The 15,340-nt window shown below is 36.4% G+C and carries 14 protein-coding genes and 1 pseudogene; 13 read left to right on the forward strand and 2 right to left on the reverse strand.

Translation table 11 applies throughout. From position 1 onward, the window contains the following. Positions 1–14: 14 nt before the first annotated feature. The 5 genes from IGI37_RS07905 (at position 15) to IGI37_RS07925 (ending at position 5,806) form a co-directional block, all read left to right on the forward strand. Complete coding sequence (locus tag IGI37_RS07905) at positions 15–440, forward strand: lipopolysaccharide assembly protein LapA domain-containing protein (protein ID WP_438761056.1); 426 nt, start codon at positions 15–17, stop codon at positions 438–440. Positions 441–1,085: 645 nt separating this feature from the next. After that, positions 1,086–1,469 (forward strand): hypothetical protein, encoded by a 384-nt coding sequence (locus IGI37_RS07910; protein ID WP_438761057.1) that lies wholly within the window; start codon positions 1,086–1,088, stop codon positions 1,467–1,469. A gap of 256 nt (positions 1,470–1,725) precedes the next feature. After that, positions 1,726–4,026 carry a single-stranded-DNA-specific exonuclease RecJ gene (gene recJ, locus IGI37_RS07915; RefSeq protein ID WP_438761058.1) on the forward strand — a complete coding sequence of 767 codons (2,301 nt, stop codon included), beginning with the start codon at positions 1,726–1,728 and terminating at the stop codon, positions 4,024–4,026. 12 nt (positions 4,027–4,038) lie between these two features. Next, positions 4,039–4,551 carry an adenine phosphoribosyltransferase gene (locus IGI37_RS07920; protein ID WP_438761059.1) on the forward strand — a complete coding sequence of 171 codons (513 nt, stop codon included), beginning with the start codon at positions 4,039–4,041 and terminating at the stop codon, positions 4,549–4,551. A 559-nt stretch (positions 4,552–5,110) separates the two neighbouring features. Then, the gene (locus tag IGI37_RS07925) at positions 5,111–5,806 is read left to right on the forward strand and encodes a hypothetical protein (protein ID WP_438761060.1); all 696 of its coding nucleotides are present in this window, start codon (positions 5,111–5,113) and stop codon (positions 5,804–5,806) included. A 138-nt stretch (positions 5,807–5,944) separates the two neighbouring features. Here IGI37_RS07925 and IGI37_RS07930 read toward each other — a convergent pair whose 3' ends face one another. Then, complete coding sequence (locus IGI37_RS07930) at positions 5,945–6,199, reverse strand: hypothetical protein (RefSeq protein ID WP_438761061.1); 255 nt, start codon at positions 6,197–6,199, stop codon at positions 5,945–5,947. 299 nt (positions 6,200–6,498) lie between these two features. Further along, positions 6,499–7,122 (reverse strand): transcriptional repressor LexA, encoded by a 624-nt coding sequence (gene lexA, locus IGI37_RS07935; protein ID WP_438761062.1) that lies wholly within the window; start codon positions 7,120–7,122, stop codon positions 6,499–6,501. A gap of 150 nt (positions 7,123–7,272) precedes the next feature. Between lexA and IGI37_RS07940 the strand changes: the two genes are divergently transcribed. The 8 genes and pseudogenes from IGI37_RS07940 (at position 7,273) to IGI37_RS07975 (ending at position 15,182) form a co-directional block, all read left to right on the forward strand. Then, the gene (locus IGI37_RS07940) at positions 7,273–7,518 is read left to right on the forward strand and encodes a DUF896 family protein (protein ID WP_438761063.1); all 246 of its coding nucleotides are present in this window, start codon (positions 7,273–7,275) and stop codon (positions 7,516–7,518) included. Positions 7,519–7,613: 95 nt separating this feature from the next. Continuing rightward, positions 7,614–9,608 (forward strand): transketolase, encoded by a 1,995-nt coding sequence (tkt, locus tag IGI37_RS07945; protein ID WP_438761064.1) that lies wholly within the window; start codon positions 7,614–7,616, stop codon positions 9,606–9,608. A gap of 331 nt (positions 9,609–9,939) precedes the next feature. Next, complete coding sequence (locus IGI37_RS07950; protein ID WP_438761065.1) at positions 9,940–10,803, forward strand: glucosaminidase domain-containing protein; 864 nt, start codon at positions 9,940–9,942, stop codon at positions 10,801–10,803. A 208-nt stretch (positions 10,804–11,011) separates the two neighbouring features. Beyond that, positions 11,012–11,351, forward strand: a pseudogene (locus IGI37_RS07955) (metal ABC transporter solute-binding protein, Zn/Mn family); the annotation flags it as partial. Between the two features lie 176 nt (positions 11,352–11,527). After that, positions 11,528–12,457, forward strand: coding sequence for a cysteine synthase A (cysK, locus tag IGI37_RS07960; protein WP_438761066.1), 930 nt, complete (start codon positions 11,528–11,530; stop codon positions 12,455–12,457). Between the two features lie 296 nt (positions 12,458–12,753). Beyond that, positions 12,754–13,197 carry a Fur family transcriptional regulator gene (locus tag IGI37_RS07965; RefSeq protein WP_438761067.1) on the forward strand — a complete coding sequence of 148 codons (444 nt, stop codon included), beginning with the start codon at positions 12,754–12,756 and terminating at the stop codon, positions 13,195–13,197. Further along, the gene (locus IGI37_RS07970; RefSeq protein WP_438761068.1) at positions 13,197–13,577 is read left to right on the forward strand and encodes a RidA family protein; all 381 of its coding nucleotides are present in this window, start codon (positions 13,197–13,199) and stop codon (positions 13,575–13,577) included. The genes IGI37_RS07965 and IGI37_RS07970 overlap by 1 nt, the downstream gene beginning before the upstream one ends. 246 nt (positions 13,578–13,823) lie before the next feature. Next, complete coding sequence (locus IGI37_RS07975) at positions 13,824–15,182, forward strand: NADH oxidase (RefSeq protein WP_438761069.1); 1,359 nt, start codon at positions 13,824–13,826, stop codon at positions 15,180–15,182. Positions 15,183–15,340 lie beyond the last annotated feature (158 nt).

Raw genomic sequence — 15,340 nt, forward strand, 5'->3', positions numbered from 1 at the left:
GGAGGGTAACAAAAATGAAAAAGCAGTGGCGGGTCTTTATAGGCTTCTTATTAGTCTTGATTATTGTTATTTTTGCGGTCTTAAATAACACTGATGTCCGTATTAGTTTTGGTTTTACGACGCTTTCAGCACCACTAATTTTGATTCTTATTTGTTCAGCAATTATTGGTGCCTTAATTGTACTTTTAACCTCTACAACAACCATGTGGCAACAAAGGAAAACCATCGAACAACAAGAAAAAGAATTAGCTATCTATAAAGATGAGATGAATAAAAAAGTCGCTGAGGAGAAAGAAAAACTTCAACGAGACTTTACAAACCAAACAGCCAAACTTGAAGCCTCTTATCAAACGCAAATCAAAGAACAAGAACTTTTGATTGCTAGTTTGAATGGGGAAAAACACACCAGAGAAGAGAAGAACCTAGATTATTTTGATTAAGTACTGAAGATATAGCAATTGGGATAAATTAGCTTATCCCAATTGCTATTTATTTTTTTCGAAAGTTATTGAAAGCAACGACTATTTATGTTGTACTTAACAAGGGGATTGGTCATTTTCAAAGGGACTATATCTACTACCTAAAACATCATTGCATACAAAATTAAAGTTCAACATTTCTTGCAGAAAATCGCGTTGTTCAGCAATAACTAGCCCACAAATAAGCGCAACCTATTAACTCAGGATAGATAAAATATTTCTCGAAGAATGGAGTGAAAAGTAATTTCTTTTGAAAAAAAATTACTTAACCAAAAAAAGTATCTAAAATCTAGCGTTCCTACTCTCAATAAATTATTAAATGAGTTTCTGTCTTCTATAGAACCCAAACAACCTACACAGACTAAGAAAATAAATTGGGCAATTTTCGATAAAATTTCAACTGCCTTGGTTTGGGTTTTTCTAATTTCTGTTTTTTTAGTACCGATTCAAATTGTTCGTACAAATAATCCTTACACTGTTTTTGTTTTCCCTTTTATCTACATTCTTTTTCATTACAATAATCAAATCAAAAAAAGGTTAGACATAAATTCTTCTAGTAAAGAATTTATACAATGGTATAAAAAGAATAAAAAAGAGTCGACTGAATTGTATAAGATTGCAAAAAAGGCCCGTGACTTCGGTTTGTATCGTTCACTGAGTCAACTAACTAATGAGACTAGAGGAATCTTCTCCCAACTTACTGGGAGAGAAACGGAAGAATTATTTAAGAACAATGATGCGACAAAAATGAGAACATTTGAGGAAGAATTCATCTATGGTTCAAAAATATTCTTAGAACTATTAGATACACTACCAGACGAATTGAATAAGGAAAAGGCAATTATATATATCCCAATAAAATCAAAAGTTAAATTTATTAAAGGAACGAAAAATTCGTTTTCTTCTAGTCATCTTATCGCAAAAAATAATAACCAGTTTTATGGAATAAACATCTTAAATGAAGATTTTATTGCCTTTTTGCTAGATTGAGTGATAGAAGAACTAAAATTACGAGGTTGGACTTTATGCTATTTGATAAGTAAAAAAAGAAAGACTTCTACTAAAAGTGGGCAGGTTCATGACGAACTTGCTCATTTTTTTCATAATTATCACGAGTTTCTTGCTTTTGGCGTGAAGAGTTTAAATCAAAGATCCGTTAAACTATTGACTGAATTACTGATACCTTATTTATTTTCTTTTTTTTCGTGCTAGGCTTTGCTATAATTACTAGGTTAGGAGTGAGCATGTGAAACAATCAAATTATAACTGGCAGCTGCCAGAAGAAATACAACTGAGTAAAGACTTTCTCCAAGAAATTGAGAAAAGAGGATTATCTCCATTAATAGGTAAGCTTCTTTGGCAACGATCTATTCAAACAGCAGAAGAATTGGAAGTTTTTTTATCTCCTTCAATGGAGCAACTCCATGATCCCTATTTAATGCACGATATGGAGCGTGCTGTTTCCAGAATCCAACAAGCAGTGATTGGAAACGAGCGAATTCTTGTCTACGGTGATTATGATGCAGATGGAATTACCAGCACAACCATTATGAAAGAGACACTTGAACTGCTTGGTGCTGAGGTAGAGTACTTTTTACCCAATCGTTTTATCCAAGGGTATGGTCCTAATAAAGACTTCTATCAACAAAAGATTGAAGAAGGCATTCAATTAATTATTACTGTGGATAATGGGGTTGCTGGGCATGAAGCCTTAGCCTATGCAAAAGACCAAGGGGTTGACGTTATCGTCACAGACCACCATGAACTACCAGATGTGCTTCCAGAAGCTTACGCAATTGTCCATCCACGTCATCCAGAAGGAAATTATCCATTTGGTGATTTGGCTGGGGTTGGTGTTGCATATAAAGTTGCGACGGCTTTATTAGAAGAAGCACCCGCTGAGTTTTTAGACCTTGTTGCGATTGGAACGATTGCTGATTTGGTCTCATTAACCGGTGAAAATCGAGCCTTAGTAACAGTTGGCCTAGAAGCAATGAAACATACTGAACGATTGGGCTTAGAAGCGTTATTCAAAGAAAGTTCAGTAAACCCTGAAGAATTGACAGAAACAACGATCGGTTTTTCTATAGGACCTCGATTGAATGCTATTGGACGACTTGATGATCCAAATCCTGCAGTTGAGCTATTCTCAACCTTTGATGAGGAAGTGGCGGCAAAATTAGCTGCCTTGTTAAATCAAAAAAATAATGAGCGAAAAGATATCGTTGAAAAAATTACGACAGAAGCCTTAGCTATGATCCAGCCTGAAAACCAAGTCCATCTGATTGCGCAAAAGGGATGGCATGAAGGAGTTCTAGGAATCGTTGCTGGTAGAATCATGAATGAAACAGGTAAACCTACGATTGTTTTGACACTTAAAGATGACGGCTCTGCTAAGGGCTCTGGAAGAAGTACAGATTCACTCAATCTGTATGAGATGCTTTCTTCTATGAAGGATTTATTTACTCATTTTGGCGGGCACCACGCAGCTGTTGGATTAACTATGCCTGCAGAAAATATTGCTTCTCTTCAAGCGCAAATGAATCAATATGTCACGGAAAAATCAATTGATTTAACGAAGGGTGTGCCTTTGACGATTGATGAAATTCTCGCGGTTAAAGAGGTTTCAGTGGAATTCATTCACCAGCTTCGTATATTAGCGCCTTTTGGTACAGATAATCCATTACCTAAATTTTTATTTCAGACAATCTCAACTAGCCAAATTAAACGAATTGGTTCTGAGCAGCAACATCTAAAATTTACATTAACAAACGACTCAGCTAATTTAGATGCGATTGCTTTCGGTTTTGGCGAGCAATCCCAAGAACTGGAGAATGAGGGACTTAAGGTGGTTGGGGAGCTTTCGATTAATGAATGGAATGGTCGAAAAAAACCTCAACTAATGGTTAAAGATTTCGCGATTGAAGGACTCCAACTATTTGATTGGCGGGCCAAACGCTTCTGGCAACAACCACTGATAGCTGACTCAGCTTTATATGTTACATTTGCCGAAAAAAATAAAAAAATTCTTCAAACCTCAGTTGCTGAAACGGTTGTTGTATTTGAATCAATTGAGCAAATGCAGCAGGTTATTTCTGATAAACAACCAAAAGAGCTGTTATTCGTTGACTGTCCTGAAACACAACAAACAATAAAAGAAATTGTTCAGCTAGCTGACTTTTCTCGTATCTATTTGTTGTTCGCTTCACCTGAAGAAGTCTATCTAAATGGGGTGGGAAGTCGCGAACAGTACGCACGCTTGTTCAAGTTTATCCATCAACACAAACAAGTCGATGTGCGGTACAAAGTTGGTTCTATTGCCCAATTTCTAAAAATCCCTCAAAATTTATTAATTTTTATGATTCAAGTGTTTTTTGAGTTAGGATTTGTTACAATAGAAAATGGTGTTTTAAACAAAGTGGAAGATCCTAAAAATCAGCCACTTAGCGAGAGTCATCTTTATCAAAAAAGGTTGAAGCAAATCAAATCAGAGGAATTTTTACTATTAAGTGATATTCCCACTATCAAAAATTGGTTACAATCGTAGGAGGAGTAACAAATGAATTTAAAAGATTATATTGCAAGTATTCCAAACTATCCTTCAGAGGGAATCGTCTTTCGTGATATTTCACCACTTATGGCAAATGGTGATGCATACCGTGAAGCAACGAAACAAATCGTGGACTACGCAAAGGAAAAACAAATTGATATGGTTGTTGGACCTGAAGCACGCGGGTTTATCGTCGGCTGTCCAGTTGCTTATGAATTAGGAGTAGGCTTTGCACCCGTCCGTAAAAAAGGCAAACTTCCTCGTGAAACAATCGAAGTAACTTATGACTTAGAGTATGGCACAGATACCTTAACGTTACACAAAGATGCAATCACACCTGGACAACGTGTCTTAATTTGTGATGACTTACTAGCAACAGGTGGAACGATTAAAGCAACGATTGATTTAATTGAAAAATTAGGTGGTGTGGTTGTCGGCTGTGCATTTCTAATTGAGCTAATGGACTTACATGGCCGCGACAAAATAGAAGGACATGATATTATCACTTTAATGGAATACTAAGATATACGACTTTATGAGGTCGGGACAGAAGTGTTTCACTCCGAGAACCGGGTAGGTACTGTGCAACATCAACTCTAGCATGTCCCATGCATAGAAGTTGTTGAGAGCGGAACAACGTCCTTCAATTCTTAAGGTGTTTCACCTTTAGAGATTGATGAGATCGGAGTATGGTTTTTACGTAGTGAAGACCTTCAACTCTAGCATGTCCCATGCGTAGAAGTTGTTGAGAGCGGAACGCAGTCCATCAATTCTAAAGGTGTTCCACCTTTAGAAATTGATGGGGCGGAGTGAAGATGGAGTTGCTTCTGTACCCATCGTTTATTCGGATAAAAAGAGACTGGGACATATGTCTCAGCCTCTTTTGGTCTTTGCAAGAAACAGATCAGACCATAAGATAAAATGAGCGTCACTGAAAACGATGATTTTGTCCCTTTCAAGCTTTTCTTAAACAGATTACCAATTGATATTTTAAAAATTAAGAATGATAACATAACAAAACATTTTCCAACAATCAAAAAATAGTATCTAACTGATTGGTTACATAAAAAGGATGATATAAATGAAAAAAAGAAATTTTTTAACTATTTCTATAGTAAGCGTTTTAGTAACTATAAGTATTGTGGGTTATTTTGTTTTTCTAAAAAATAGAGGACCGTACGCAGATATTGCGGGAGAATGGAAAGAAGTTTCCTATGCCTCTACAGAAGATGAGTTAGACAAAGTTTTTTATGAGATAGAGGAACAACTAGGAGATTTCGAATTGCAGACATTAAGGATTGATTCAAAAGGAAATCTGTCATTACATTCTGAATGGTTAGATATAATGAAAAATGAAGATTACTTTCAATTACCAAAAAAAAGAGCAAGTAAGCAAGATAGGTACCCCTTGGAAGCAAAAGAAACAAAAATAGAAGAATCTCCTTTGTTTAACGAATATTTAGAAACTATATTTCAAGGGTTAGCCCAATATGGTACTGGACCTGACTTAAAAAAACAAATGAACATAGAGGAACTAAAAGAAATAATTGATGAAAAAAATTATACTAAAAGCCAATTAGCAGAGCTCACTAAAAAAAGACAGCAACAATTAAGCAAGAAACCTGAGATGTATAAAAATATTGTTGCATCAGACAATCTGATTACTTATGAAACTCAGCATGATATGGACTATTTTATCCAATTGATAGACAAAGATACGATCAAAATTATAAATAAAGATAAAGAAAATGTAGTAGGTACCTACACTCGAAAATAGCAATTAATCTTCTATGCACCTGAACAAGAATAGAGCTCAAAAAAATCCTTCGGGTAAATTGGCGATTAAAAAATCGTATTTACTCAAAGGATTTTTTGTTCGTTTATATCTTTTCCTAATAGTGAAGAAGAAACACAATCAATGTTTATACTCATAGTGGTATTCATAATCAAACTCATATCTATCTTCTTCATACTCACTATCATAATATTGTTCTTCGTAATAATGTTTCTCGCGTTCTGATTGACGATATTTTTTTTCATCCCATAACATAAACCATAATATAGACAAAGGCGTCAAGATCAAAAGTGCTGAACGGATGCCGATGTTTCCCAATAAAATACCTACCACTAATACAAATAAAATAAATCCAAAACGACGCATTGCTCTCATGATATTCACCTCTATTTTTTTATACGAACAAATGTTTGTATTTATATTATACGAATGTTTGTTCGGTTTGTAAAGAGAGAAATACGAAATTGATAAAAATATTTTTTTACCCCTATATAAACTTGCTTTTATGAGCTCATCCATTAAATAAATTGCTGAGTTATTTGTTCGATGAGTAGAGAGGTATGAAACAACAAACGGCTCTTTTTATAGGCATGGGATAGGAATGTGTCTGTATTTTTGACTATAAAAAAACTGATAATCAAAAGATCTCTGATTATCAGTCGTTCGTTATTCGCTTAATAGATACGGCTTCGATAGAGTCCAACCACTAAACCTAGAACAGACACATTATCTAGGATGATTGGTTCAAGCTCATCATTTTCAGGTTGAAGGCGGAAATAATTCTTTTCTTTATAGAATCGTTTGCAAGTTGCTTCATCTTCATCAGTCATTGCAATCACAATATCACCATTTTTAGCGGTGGATTGTTTTCTGACAATAACATCATCACCATCTAAAATCCCAGCATTGATCATACTTTCCCCACGAATGGTTAGCATGAATAAGCTACCTTCCTCAGAAGAAAGGTTGGGTGGAATAGGGAAAAAATCTGAAGCATCCTCAACAGCAAGGATAGGTTCTCCTGCAGTCACCGTTCCTAAAACGGGAATAGTCATTGGTCGAATGTCGATTTTTTCAAGTCCCATCGCAGTTAATTCAATTGCTCTAGGTTTAGTGGGGTCTCGTTGAATCAACCCTTTTTTTTCTAATCGTGCAAGATGTCCATGGACAGTTGATGTAGAAGAAAGATTTACGGCTTCTCCAATCTCTCTCACAGTAGGTGGATAACCTTTTTCGTTCACTTGTTCGTATATATATTTTAAGATATCAACTTGTCTTGTTTCAGTTCGCTTGGCCACGATTCACACCTTCTTTCATTTAATGATTTCAGTTTATCATATTAAACGCATAAAATCAAACACGCGTTCGCTTTTTTCGTTTATTTCTTGTTGTGTTTTTTGTGAATTTTTAATAAGATAAAGAGGGAGCAAAAAGAGGGGGCGTATCACGTGTTATCAAAAGAAAAACTCGCTCGTATTAACGAGTTAGCAAAAAAGAAAAAAGAATCAGGGCTAACAGAAACTGAACAAAAAGAACAACAGCTCTTAAGAGAAGAATATTTAAGTGCCTTTCGTTCAGGAATGAAACATCATATCGAAGGAATGAAAGTTGTTGACCCAGATGGAACAGATGTAACACCAGAAAAACTGAAACAAATTCAAAAAGAAAAAGGTCTTCATAACCGCTCTAACTAAAGCGAATAAGACGAATAATGATTGCATTTCCTTTTGTTTTCTTTTACAATGAAGGAGATAAAAGTAAAATAAACCTAAATTCAGGAGGGATTCTTTTGTTCGACAAAACAGATCAACTAGGTGTTAATACCATTCGTACATTAAGTATTGAAGCGATTCAAAAAGCTAATTCAGGTCATCCAGGTTTACCAATGGGGGCAGCTCCAATGGCTTATACATTATGGACAAAACATTTGAAAGTCAATCCAGCGACTTCAACTAACTGGGTAGACCGTGACCGTTTCGTTCTTTCTGCTGGACATGGATCAGCTATGTTATATAGTATGCTTCATTTAGCTGGCTACGATGTAACAATTGATGATTTAAAAAACTTCCGTCAGTGGGAAAGTCGCACACCTGGACATCCTGAAGTTCATCATACAGATGGTGTTGAAGCAACAACTGGTCCTCTAGGCCAAGGAATTGCTATGGCTGTAGGAATGGCGATGTCAGAAGCACATTTAGCTGCGACATATAATCGCGAACATTTTAACGTGATGGATCACTATACCTATGCTCTTTGTGGAGATGGCGATTTAATGGAAGGTGTTTCCCAAGAAGCAGCTTCTATGGCTGGACATATGAAACTAGGGAAATTAGTAGTTTTATATGATTCAAATGATATTTCATTAGATGGTCCTACTTCAAAAGCCTTTACAGAAAATGTCGGCGCTCGTTTTGAAGCTTATGGCTGGCAACATATCCTTGTGAAAGATGGCAATGATTTAGAGGCTATCTCAAAAGCGATTGAAGCAGCAAAAGCTGAAACAGATAAACCAACTTTAATCGAAGTCAAAACGGTCATTGGTTATGGCGCACCAAAAGAAGGCACTTCTGCGGTTCATGGCGCTCCTCTAGGGGATGAAGGAATCTCTGTAGCAAAAGCTGTTTATGGTTGGGAATATCCAGACTTTACAGTTCCAGAAGAAGTGGCAACACGTTTTAAAGAAACGATGCAAGAAGAAGGCCAGAAAGCAGAACAAGCTTGGACTGAGTTGTTTGCAAACTACAAACATGCGTATCCAGAATTAGCCGCTCAATTTGAAGCAGCCTTTGCTGGAAAATTACCAGAGGGCTGGGATAACGAGTTACCGCACTATGAAATCGGCTCTAGTCAAGCAAGTCGTGTGTCTAGTAAAGATATGATTCAAGCAATTTCAAAAGCTGTACCTAGTTTCTGGGGAGGCTCTGCCGATTTATCTGGATCAAACAATACAATGGTGGCTGCTGAAAAAGATTTCGAGCCTGGTCAATATGAAGGAAGAAATATTTGGTTTGGTGTGCGTGAATTTGCAATGGCTGCTGCTATGAATGGCATTCAATTACATGGCGGAACCAAAGTCTACGGCGGAACTTTCTTTGTCTTTACTGACTACCTACGCCCAGCAATTCGTTTAGCTTCTATTCAAAACATGCCAGTTACGTATGTCTTAACGCATGATTCAGTTGCAGTTGGTGAAGATGGTCCAACACATGAACCAATCGAACAATTGGCTAGTGTTCGTTGTATGCCAGGTGTTCACGTGATTCGCCCAGCTGATGGAAACGAAACGCGTGCTGCTTGGAAAATTGCAATGGAATCAACGGATACACCGACTGTCTTAGTCTTAAGTCGTCAAAATTTACCTGTTTTAGAAGGAACAGATGAGTTATCTGATACACATGTCGCTAAAGGTGGTTATGTATTATCTCCACAAAAAGGAGAAACACCTGAGGGAATTCTTATCGCGACAGGTTCTGAAGTGGCTCTTGCTGTAGCAGCTCAAAAAGAATTAGCCGCTCAAGGAAAAGATGTTTCTGTTGTTTCATTACCAAGTTTTGATTTGTTTGAAGCACAAGATGCGGCTTACAAAGAATCTGTTTTACCAAAAGCTGTAACAAAACGTGTCGGAATTGAAGTTGCTTCTTCATTTGGCTGGGAACGTTATACAGGAACTGAAGGCAAAATGATTGGGATTGATCACTTTGGTGCATCAGCTCCTGGAGATAAGATTCTTTCTGAATTTGGCTTCACTGTAGATAATGTTGTAGCTACATTCAAGACTCTATAATTGATAAAGACAGAGGTTGGGATATAACTTTTACAAGTTATAAGTTATAGTCCTAACCTCTTTTTATTAGCAAAACCCTCTCATAAGAGAAGGGGTTATACCACTCCAATTTGAAGCCTTATATAAAATCTGTTGTTATTTATTTTTAATTTTTTTTTGAGGACTTCATTTCATTTTCATAGAAGTTTTATTACAAGCCCTTTACAATTTGACTTTTCTCGTTCATAAGATTTGTACTTCGAAATTCTCCGGCCTATAATAAGTAATGCATAAACCCATAGACTTGTTATTATTCAACTATTTTTATTCTAATTATTAGGAGGAGTTTTTTGTGGAAAAATACGCAACGCGCAGTGCTAGACATCAAAAAATCAAAGGGAACAGTCACCCGTTAACTGTAAAAAAAATGGTTCCGTTAGTTGGAACAGGATTAATGATTGCCTCATTTGCATCGCCGCATTTTGTTAAACAAGCATCAGCTAATACAACCTATCAAGCGCCCTCAGCAAGTACCATTGATTCGTTTATTGAACAAATCGGCTGGACTGCATCAGAGGTGGCTGCAAATAATGATTTGTATGCGTCTGTAATGATTGCTCAAGCTTTATTAGAAAGTGGTTATGGAACATCTGGCTTATCAAGCGCTCCATACTATAATTTATTTGGCGTCAAAGGCAGTTATGACACCGGTGTTTATATGCCGACACAAGAATATATCAATGGGCAATGGGTGACCATGAACGAACCCTTCAGACAATATAATTCTTACTATGAATCTCTACAAGATCATGCCAACGTTTTACGTTCAGTCAGCTTTTCCACAGGAACTTATCATTATGCGGGAGCTTGGCTCAGTCAAACCTCTAGTTATTTGGATGCAACGGCTTATTTGACTGGACGCTATGCGACAGATCCTAGTTACGCCGAAAAATTAAACTGGTTGATTGCGACTTATAATTTAACTCGTTTTGATAGTGCATCAGGATTCAACACACAAACAGCTGACTCTAATGATGTCACTAATCAGACAGGAGGCACCACTTCAATCAATTACCAAAGTCAAATCTATACCGTTAAATCAGGAGATACACTGTGGGATATTGCAACTGCATTTGGTACAACTGTTGATACACTTGTCGCAACAAATAGTTTATCTGATTATACAATTATGATTGGGCAACAACTAACCATTTAAGCTTAGTTGATTGGCTCATATGCTAAATATAAGAGAAAAAAATTCAGACTATCCACGAAAAAAGTTTCTGGATAGTTTTTTTGAGGCCATTTTTTTAATTTACTAAGAGTATACAAAAGTATCAATAAAGTTCTTTTAGGTTCTAGAAACGCTATCGAAAATCACCTCTTTTAATAATTTCGGTTGACAGGCTACCCTCTCTGTTGATAAAAAAATGATTGTAGCCAGTGAAGGGGGCTTTAAATATTTTTTCAAGAACATATGATGTTTCCTCCGCCTATATCTGAGAAATCAACACGGAGGAGGAAGGAACACCTCATCAAATAAAAAAGTTAGTTGAAAAACTACGAACAACCAAAGCTCCTTCCTTATTTATTGAAAGTAGTGTAGACGATCGACCGATGAAAACTGTCTCAACAGATACAAATATTCCAATCTACTCAACAATTTTTACTGACTCAATTGCCAAAAAAGGAAAGGATGGAGATAGCTACTATGCGATGATGAAATGGAATCTTGAGAAAATTGCTGAAGGACTTTCCAAATAGACTTAGGCGAAGATGCAAATCAATGTTTTTTTATAAACTATTTTTTTAAACAAATTGTTCCTTCCTTTAAGCAATAAAATCTCTATTAGAAAGAACTATTATTCGCCAATTCGGCTTGACTGATGTATCATAGAAATAGAGAGTTGTGTATTTTTTCAAATTTAGGAGGGAAAAATATGACACAAATTTATAATTCAGTAACAGAACTAATCGGAAAGACACCTGTTGTGAAACTAAATCGGATGGTACCCGAAGAGTCAGCAGATGTTTTTGTGAAACTGGAGTTTTTTAACCCAGGGAGTAGTGTAAAAGATCGAATTGCACTAAGTATGATTGAAAAAGCCGAAAAAGAAGGCGTTCTTCAACCTGGAGATACGATTATTGAACCAACCTCTGGGAACACAGGGATTGGTTTAGCGATGGTCGGCGCGGCTAAAGGCTACAAAGTGGTTATTGTTATGCCTGATACGATGAGTGTTGAACGTCGCAAATTAATGCTTGCGTATGGTGCGGAACTTGTCTTAACGCCCGGTTCTGAAGGAATGAAAGGGGCAATTACTAAAGCGACAGAATTATCTGAAAAAGAAGGCGCCTTTATGCCGCTACAATTTGATAATCCTGCCAACCCTGAGATTCATGAAAAGACAACTGGAAAAGAAATTCAAGAAGTCTTTGGGACTCAAGGATTAGATGCTTTTGTTTCAGGAATTGGTACTGGCGGAACGATTACTGGGGCTGGAAAAGAATTAAAACGTGTTTATCCAAACATCAAAGTGTATGCCGTTGAGCCAACTGAATCACCTGTTTTAGAAGGGGGACAACCTGGCCCACACAAAATTCAAGGAATCGGTGCAGGCTTTATTCCTAAAGTGTTAGATACTGATGTCTATGATGAAGTGTTAGGTGTCTCAAGTGACGACGCGTTAGAAACTGCTCGACAAGTTGCCATAAAAGAAGGAATTTTAGTAGGGATTTCGTCTGGTGCTGCCATCTATGCTGCACTGGAAGTAGCAAAAAAACTTGGTAAAGGCAAAAAAGTCTTAGCCATTGTTCCAGATAATGGGGAACGTTATTTATCTACTGCTCTATATGGGCAAAGTGAATAAATAGGTCATAAATTTTTATTAGGATAGATTGCCTTAGATAACAATCTAATAGAAATTTCGTCAAAATGAACTTCATAATAGATAACTATTTCGCAAAAATAGGAACTAGCTACTTATTCTGGTTGACGAGTAAGTAGCTAGTTTTTCCTTTTTCGACTCTTTTAAATAAAGTAGGATAAAAAAAATCGATTCCAAGCAAAAAAGTTGACAAATTCCAATAATAATCGCTAAATGTAGTGGTAATTTAAGCTGAAAAATAGTATTATCAAGAAAGAATAAATATAGGAGGCACTTTGATGAGTCATACAATGGTTCAAGATGCTATTTCCAAATTAAAAAAAGCAAATATTCGAATCACCCCTCAACGTTATGCCATTTTAGAATATTTAATCGAAAATCGAACACATCCCACGGCAGATGAAATATACAAATCATTAGAGCACCAATTTCCTAATATGAGTGTTGCAACCGTTTATAATAATCTACGTCTTTTTACAAAGATTGGTTTTGTCAAAGAGATGAGTTACGGAGATGCTTCAAGTCGCTTTGATTTCACATCAAATCGTCATTATCATGCGATTTGTCAAAATTGCGGAAAAATTGTCGATTTCCATTATCCTGGATTAGAAGATGTTGAGATGGCTGCTAGTAAGTTAACTGGCTTTGAAATTAACGAACATCGGTTAGAGCTTTACGGGATTTGTCCCGATTGTCAAAAAAAAGAGAGTGAGACTGTCTAATGAAAACCATCCATACAGAAAACGCACCACAAGCGATTGGTCCTTATGTTCAAGCAAAGATCGCAAACGGCTTTTTGTTTGCTTCTGGTCAAATCCCACTAGATCCTACAACAGGGGAGATTGTTGGTGAGACGATTGAAGCTCAAACAACACAAGTAATTAAGAACATCCAAGCAATTTTGGCAGCTGCAAATTGTACAGCGAATGAAATTGTTAAAACGACTTGTTTTTTAAGTGATATGAATAATTTCCAAGCGTTCAATTCCGTCTATTCAACGCTGTTTAAAGAAGAGCTTCCTGCACGATCAGCAGTAGAGGTCGCTCGCTTACCAAAAGATGTCCTAGTTGAGATAGAAATCATCGCTACAGTAACTGAATAATTGAGAAAATCCAGCTTCTATTCTCAGAGGTTGGGTTTTTTATTTTGTGAAATTGCGTAACAATTCGATTATCCTCCTTAAAAAAATTGCCACCAGGTCTATTAAGAAAGCTTTTTACATGATAATTATTATTATCGTCTTCAATTGTGAATTCACAAGCATAAATATGTTTCTTCTTTTTTTCTTTTGTTATAGTGAATAAGTCAACAAGTTGACAAACACTAAAAAACGAAAGAAGGCGTAACAATGAAAGTAGTCGTAGTAGGATGTACCCATGCTGGAACTTCTGCAGTAAAGAGTATTTTATCAAATCACCCAGAGGCAGAAATTACCGTTTATGAACGCAATGACAACGTATCCTTCCTATCTTGTGGGATTGCATTATATGTAGGTGGAGTAGTAAAAGACCCTGCTGGTTTATTCTATTCAAGCCCTGAAGAATTAGCTTCTCTTGGTGCAACTGTAAAAATGGAGCACGATGTTGAATCGATTGATGTGAATGCGAAAACAATCACAGCTAAGAATTTAAAAACAGGTGAAGTTGAATCTGCTTCTTACGATAAATTGGTAATGACTACAGGCTCATGGCCGATTATTCCACCAATTGATGGAATTCAGTCAGAAAATATTCTACTTTGCAAAAACTATAATCAAGCAAATGAGATTATTGAAAAAGCCAAAACTGCAAACAAAATTGTTATTGTCGGTGGCGGATATATCGGGATTGAGTTAGTTGAGGCCTTTGCTGAATCAGGTAAAGATGTAACCTTAATTGATGGCTTAGACCGTATTTTAAATAAATATTTAGACAAACCATTTACAGATGTTTTGGAAGACGAGTTACAAAAACAAGGTGTAAAATTGGCCTTAGGAGAAAACGTGCAACAATTTATTCCTGATGAAAAAGGTCGAGTGAAAGCAGTTGTAACACCTAGTCAGTCATTTGATGCAGATATGGTCATCTTGTGTGTCGGCTTCAAACCAAACACAACGTTAATCGATGGGCAAATCGAGACATTACCAAATGGCGCTATCAAGGTAAATGAATATATGCAAACGAGTCATCCAGATGTGTATGCAGCAGGAGATTCAGCAGTTGTTCACTATAATCCAAGTGGAACACAAAACTATATCCCTCTAGCAACAAATGCTGTTCGTCAAGGACTACTTGTTGGCCACAACTTGACTGAAAACAAATTGGCTTATCGTGGGACCCAAGGAACTTCAGGACTTTACCTATTTGGTTGGAACATTGGTTCAACAGGTGTGACTAAAGAAAGTGCACAACTAAATAACTTAGAGGTTGACTCAACTTTATTTGAAGATAACTATCGTCCAGAGTTTATGCCAACTACTGAAAATGTTAAGATGGCTCTTGTCTATGAAAAGGGCACCAACCGTATTGTGGGTGCACAATTTATGTCCAAATATGACATTACGCAATCTGCGAATACACTGTCATTAGCGGTTCAAAATAAAATGACTGTTGAAGATTTAGCAATTTCTGACTTCTTCTTCCAACCTCACTTTGACCGTCCATGGAACTACTTAAACTTATTGGCACAAGCTGCTTTAACAGATATCAAGAAAAAAAGCGAAAACTAAGAAAATTTCATTTTAATAGCTTATAATGAAATCAAGCTGATACGATAAGTAGTCAACTCCATCTCTTCTAAAAATCTTTTGTGTGTAAACCTACATCATAAGAGAAGATTCAATTAACTTCTAGTAGATAGAGTTTATTATACCGAGCTTTGAGATTG

It is taken from the genome of Enterococcus sp. AZ194 (assembly GCF_051713825.1).
Taxonomy (GTDB): Bacteria; Bacillota; Bacilli; order Lactobacillales; family Enterococcaceae; genus Enterococcus_K.

Coding starts and splice junctions, on each gene's coding strand:
- IGI37_RS07905 (WP_438761056.1), top strand. CDS start 15: ATGAAAAAGCAGTGGCGGGTCTTTATAGGCTTCTTATTAGTCTTGATT.
- IGI37_RS07920 (WP_438761059.1), top strand. CDS start 4,039: ATGAATTTAAAAGATTATATTGCAAGTATTCCAAACTATCCTTCAGAG.
- IGI37_RS07925 (WP_438761060.1), top strand. CDS start 5,111: ATGAAAAAAAGAAATTTTTTAACTATTTCTATAGTAAGCGTTTTAGTA.
- IGI37_RS07930 (WP_438761061.1), bottom strand. CDS start 6,199: ATGAGAGCAATGCGTCGTTTTGGATTTATTTTATTTGTATTAGTGGTA.
- cysK (WP_438761066.1), top strand. CDS start 11,528: ATGACACAAATTTATAATTCAGTAACAGAACTAATCGGAAAGACACCT.
- IGI37_RS07965 (WP_438761067.1), top strand. CDS start 12,754: ATGAGTCATACAATGGTTCAAGATGCTATTTCCAAATTAAAAAAAGCA.
- IGI37_RS07970 (WP_438761068.1), top strand. CDS start 13,197: ATGAAAACCATCCATACAGAAAACGCACCACAAGCGATTGGTCCTTAT.
- IGI37_RS07975 (WP_438761069.1), top strand. CDS start 13,824: ATGAAAGTAGTCGTAGTAGGATGTACCCATGCTGGAACTTCTGCAGTA.